We start from the raw sequence: 5,221 nt of genomic DNA, 5'->3' as shown, positions 1-5,221 counted from the left end.
CCCTCGACCTGCTGCTCCGCGGCGCCCCGGCGGGCCCCGCTTGGACGTTGCTGTGCGCCGCTGTCATCGCCGCCGAAGTGGCCCTGGACGCCGCCGCCGCCCGGCTGACCGGCGAGGTCGACGGCCGCTCCACCGGCCGGCTGCGCCGGCTCGGGCTCGCCCGGCTGCTGCGGGCGGCCCCGCACCACGCCGCCCGTCACGCCCCGGGCGAAACCGCCGCGCGGCTGACCGCACACGCCACGGAGGCCGGGAAGGTCCCGGCCGCCGCCGCGCACGCCGCCGCGGCGCTGCTGCCGCCGCTCGGCGCGGTCACCGCCCTCTTCCTCATCGACCTGTGGACGGCACTCGCGTTCCTCCTGGGCGTTCCGTTCCTGGTGCTCCTGCTGCGGGCCTTCGCCCGCGACAGCCACGCCAGCATCGCCCGCTACCAGCAGGTCCAGCTCGAGACCGCCGGCCGGCTGGCCGAGGCACTGGCCGGGGCGCGCACGATCGCCGCCGCCGGCACCGCGGAGCGCGAACGCGCCCGGATCCTCGCCCGGTTGCCCGAGCTCGCCGCCGAGGGCAGGCGGATGTGGCAGGTCTACGGCTCCACCACCGCCCGGTCCGCGGCCCTGATGCCGATGCTCCTGTACGCGGTCCTCGCCGTCGGCGGCCTGCGCCTGGCGGCCGGGGCCATCGGGGTCGGCGAACTCCTCGCCGCGGTGCGGTACGCGGGCCTCGCGGCCGGGATCGGAGCCGTCACCGGCGGCCTCGCGGCCGTGGTCCGCGGCCGGTCCGCGGCCCGGCGGACCGCCGCCCTGCTGACCCTGCCCGTACTCGCCCACGGGCGGGCGCAGTTGCCGGAGGGCGGACCCGGCACCCTGGAACTGCAGGGCGTCCGCGTCGTGCGCGGCGCGGCCACGGTCCTGCACGACATCAGCCTGGTGATCCCCGGAGGCACCACGGTGGCCGTGGTGGGCCGTTCGGGCGCCGGGAAGACCCTGTTCGCCGCCGTGGCCGGCCGGCTCACCGACCCCGACGCGGGCCGGGTGCTGCTGGACGGCGTGCCCCTGCCGGAACTGACCGCCGAAGCCCTGCGCCGCGACGTCGGGTACGCCTTCGACCGGCCCGTGCTGCTCGGGGACACGGTCGGCGATGCGGTCGCCTTCGGCGCGGGTCCCGGACCCGGCCCGCAAGCGGTGCGTGCCGCGGCCCGTGCGGCCGGCGCCGATCCGTTCGTACGCCGCCTGCCGCACGGGTACGGCACGCCCCTCGCCGACGCCCCGATGTCCGGCGGGGAGGTCCAACGCCTCGGGCTGGCCAGGGCGTTCTGCCACGCGGGCCGGCTCCTCGTCCTGGACGACGCCACCTCCAGCCTCGACACCGTCACGGCCCGCGAGGTGGAGCGCGCCCTCGCCCGCGAGATCCGGCCGGGCACCCGGATCGTGGTCGCGCACCGCCTCTCGTCCGCGGTCCGGGCCGACCTCGTCGTCTGGCTGGAGGAAGGGCGGGTGCGGGCGAGAGGCACCCACCGTGAGCTGTGGCGGGGCGACCCCGCCTACCGGGCGGTGTTCGCCGCCGGGGCGGAAGGGGACGCGGAACGGGACGCCGGACCGGTCGCCGGACCGGACGCAGGAACGGACGCAGGAACGGACGCCGGACCGGACGCAGGAACGGACGCAGGACGGGACACGGAACGGGAGGCGGCGCGATGACGGTGACCGGGGGAGTGGTCCGGGGCCGGGTCGCCCCCGAGGGCCGGCGGTTCCTGCGCGGCCACAAGGGCGCCCTCGGACGACTGGCCGCCTGGTCCCTGCTGGAGTCCGCGCACACCTTCCTCGGCGGCTACGGCGTGGCCCGCGCCCTCGACGACGGCTTCCTCGCCGGCCGCACCGCCACCGGCCTCGGCTGGCTGGCCGCGGCCGGGGCCGGGGCGCTCCTCGGCGCCTTCGCGCTGCGCGGGGTGTTCGCCGGACTCGCGGACCTGGTGGAGCCGCTGCGGGACGGCCTGGTCCGGCGGGCGGTGCGGCAGGCACTGGACCGGGCGGTCGCCGACCCGGCGGGCGCCGGGGACACGGGCGCGGTGTCCCGGCTGACCCAGCAGACGGAGATGGCCCGGGACTCCTTCGCGGGCCTCGTCCTGACGGCGCGTTCGTTCGTCTTCACCGCCGTGGGCGCCTTCGCCGGCATGGCGGCCCTCGCGCCCGTGCTGCTGCTGGTCGTGCTGCCGCCCCTGCTGCTGGGCGCGGCCGCCTTCCTGGCCACGCTCCGCCCCATGGCCGCCGTACAGCGCCGGTCCCTGGACACCGACGAGGCGCTGGCGGACCGGGTGGGGCAGCTGGCCGAGGGCCTGCGCGACATCGCCGCCTGCGGCGGACAAGGTGCGGCGCAGGACCGGGTGGAGCCGCTGATCGCCGCCCAGGAGCGGCTGGCGGGCACCCTCGCCGGCTGGGCGGCCCTGCGCACCCTCGCCCTGGGGACGGCGGGCCGGCTGCCGGTGATCGCCCTGCTCGCCGCGACGCCCTGGCTACTGGGCCGGGGGATCACCGCCGGGACGCTGGCCGGCGGCCTCACGTACCTGGTGCAGGCCCTGCTGCCCGCCCTCAACTCGCTGATGACCGCACTGGGATCCGCCGGGACCCGGCTGCTCGTGGTCCTCGAACGCTTCACCGCGGCGCCGCCGCACCCGGCCGGCGACCGCGCGCCGAAGCCGCGGCCGTCCGGGCCGTCCGGGCCGTCCGGGCCGTCCGGGCCGTCCGCGCCGTCAGTCCGGCCGAGCGCCGCCGCGGCCGAACTCCGGGGCGTCACCTTCGCCTACGGCCCCGGCGCGGCTCCCGTGCTCGACGGCCTCGACCTGGTGGTGCGCCCGGGGGAGCACCTCGCGGTCGTCGGGCCCAGTGGCATCGGCAAGTCCACGCTCACCGCGCTGCTCGCCGGAACGCTCTCCCCCGACGCGGGAGCGGTCCTCGTCGACGGCGCGGCCGCCCGCCGGGAACCGGGGGCCACCGGACCGGACCCGCGGCGGACCCTGCTGCCGCAGCAGGCCTACGTGTTCACCGGCACCGTGCGGGAGAACCTGACCCACCTCGCCGCCGCCCCCGGTGCCACCGGGCCCGGGGACGCCCGCGTGCGGGGCGCCGTCCGGGCCCTGGGGCTGGACGGGCTGGTGGAGCGGCTCGGCGGCCTGGACGCCGAGGTGTCGCCCCGGCTGCTGTCGCGGGGCGAGAGCCAGCAGCTCGCGCTCGCCGCCGCCTACCTCTCGCCCGCTCCGCTGCTGCTGCTCGACGAGGCCACCTGCCACCTGGACCCGGGCGCCGAGGCGCGTGCCGAACGCGCCCTGGCGGAGCGTCCCGGCACCCTCGTCGTGGTCGCCCACCGCGTCTCGTCGGCGGCGCGCGCCGACCGGGTCCTGGTCCTCGACGGGACCCGGGCCGTCTGCGGCACGCACGGGGAACTCGTCGCCGGGTCGCCCCTGTACCGCGAGCTGGTGGGGAGGTGGAACCGGGCCGCGGACGAGTGAGACGGCGGGCGGGCCCGTCCGCGGCGCCCGCGGGTCACACCCAGCCGGCCCGCCGCGATATCCGTATCGCGTCGATGAGGTTGCGCGCGCCGGTCTTGCGGGTCGCCGCGGCCATGTAGTTGCGCACCGTCCCGCTCGCCAGGTGCAGCGTGCGGGCGATCTCGGCGATCGAATCGCCCTCCGCGGCCCGGCTCAGCACGCTGAGTTCCCGCGGGCTCAGCGGCAGCGGATCGGCCTCCATGAACGCCGAAGCCAGCGAGGCGTCGATGAACCGTTCCCCCGCGGCGACCTTGCGGACCGCCCGTACGAGCCGCCCCGGCGAGCCGTCCTTGTCGACGAATCCGCGCGCCTCGGCCCGGAAGGCCCGGTGCAGCAGCCCCGGCGCACCGGCCGAGGCGAGCACCAGGACCGTCGACGGGGGTGCGAGGACCAGGCGGTCCGCGCGCGCGCCGTCGGCGAGGACGGCCGTCGTTCCCGGACAGTCGAGGTCGACGACCGTCACGTCTGGTCGTAACGACTCGGCCTGGCGTGCCGCGGCCCGCCAGCCGGCCGACGTGACCTCGAACGGCCCTTCGGATCTGAGCAGGGCGGCCAGGGCGGACCTGACCAGGCTGACGCTGTGCAGGACGAGTACCTTCGTCATCGTGTGCGCTCCTCGGTAGACGTACCAACGGCACCACGGGTGCCCCCGTAGCGGGCCGATGGAACGTCACTGCGGGGGGCGTTCAGGGGCGCACGGCCAAGTTGGCCGAGATTCCCACGGATCGAGCCTCCGATCGGCGGGTTACCCCCTTGAGCGGCCGGAACCTTTCTGCCCGGCCGCCGCCGGCCGGCCCTTCTCATACCTCGCGCCAGCGGGCCGAAGCCCCGGAGAACACCCCGAAGAGCATCAGCCCGACGGCGACCGCGACCAGCAGCCACGGCCCCGCCGCGGTGGCGGCGAACGCCCTCAGGGTGTCGTCGACGCCCTTCGCCTGCGCGGGGTCGTAGCGCACCGCGGCGTACACGACGAACCCGCCGGCCGCCGCGAACACGGCGCCGCGGGCCAGGCCGCCGCCCACGCCGAGGAAATCGACGGCCCTGCGTCCCCACGCGGGGACCCCTCCCATGGCGAGGTGCCTGCGGAAGGTGCGCCGCGCCGCCTGCACCGCGATGACCGCGCCCGCGACGGCGATCCCGAGCCCTGCCGCACCCACCAGCCACTGGCCGGCGGGCAGGTCCAGCGCCCTGGCCGTCACATCGCGCGACTGCTCGTCCCCGGAGCGCCCGCCGCCGCCCGCCGCGAACGACAGGACGGAGCAGGCGACGACGGCGTAGAAGACCGTCCGGCCCGCCGAGGCCAGCCGCTTCCCGGGCTTGTCGCCGTCCGCACCGGCCGCGCCGAACACCGCCTCCGACAGGCGCCACAGCACCATGCAGACGAGCCCGACGCCGACGGCCCGGACGAGGACGCCGCCGTGGGGCTCGTGCACCAGCTCGCGCAGGGCGCCCTGGCGGTCGGCCTCCTCGTTCCCGCCGTCACCGGAGGCCACGCGCAGGGCCAGCATCCCGATCAGCACGTACAGCACCCCGCGCGTGAGCAGACCGCAGCGGGCCGTGACCTCCCGGAGCCCCCCGCCGCGGGGGGGGGCGGGGGCCCCCCCCCCCCCCCACCCCCCCCCCCCACCCCGCCCCCCCCCCCCCCCCCCCCCCCCCCGCCCCGCCCCCCCCCCCCCCAGGACA

At 77.9% G+C, this 5,221-nt stretch carries 4 protein-coding genes; 2 read left to right on the top strand and 2 right to left on the bottom strand.

Going from position 1 to position 5,221, the window contains the following annotated elements; translation table 11 throughout:
• A partial coding sequence (locus ACFXA3_RS34810; protein ID WP_385193703.1) for an ABC transporter ATP-binding protein occupies positions 1-1,694 on the top strand: 1,694 nt, incomplete at its 5' end.
• Positions 1,691-3,499, top strand: a complete 1,809-nt coding sequence (locus ACFXA3_RS34805; protein WP_385193700.1) for an ATP-binding cassette domain-containing protein — start codon at positions 1,691-1,693, stop codon at positions 3,497-3,499. The genes ACFXA3_RS34810 and ACFXA3_RS34805, both read left to right, overlap by 4 nt.
• 34 nt (positions 3,500-3,533) lie before the next feature.
• On the opposite strand, the gene ACFXA3_RS34800 is transcribed toward ACFXA3_RS34805, so the two are convergent.
• Entirely contained in the window at positions 3,534-4,142 is a 609-nt protein-coding gene (locus tag ACFXA3_RS34800; RefSeq protein WP_385193698.1) for a response regulator transcription factor, read from the bottom strand.
• Between the two features lie 196 nt (positions 4,143-4,338).
• A complete protein-coding gene (locus ACFXA3_RS34795; RefSeq protein WP_385193705.1) occupies positions 4,339-5,082 on the bottom strand; it encodes a DUF1206 domain-containing protein in 744 nt (247 codons plus the stop codon).
• Positions 5,083-5,221: the final 139 nt, after the last annotated feature.

It is taken from the genome of Streptomyces sp. NPDC059456 (genome assembly GCF_042750055.1).
Classification (GTDB): domain Bacteria; phylum Actinomycetota; class Actinomycetes; order Streptomycetales; family Streptomycetaceae; genus Streptomyces.
The sequence above is the reverse complement of the archived record's forward strand: the minus strand, read 5'-3'. Positions and strand labels throughout refer to the sequence as shown.

Coding starts and splice junctions, on each gene's coding strand:
- ACFXA3_RS34800 (WP_385193698.1), bottom strand. CDS start 4,142: ATGACGAAGGTACTCGTCCTGCACAGCGTCAGCCTGGTCAGGTCCGCC.
- ACFXA3_RS34805 (WP_385193700.1), top strand. CDS start 1,691: ATGACGGTGACCGGGGGAGTGGTCCGGGGCCGGGTCGCCCCCGAGGGC.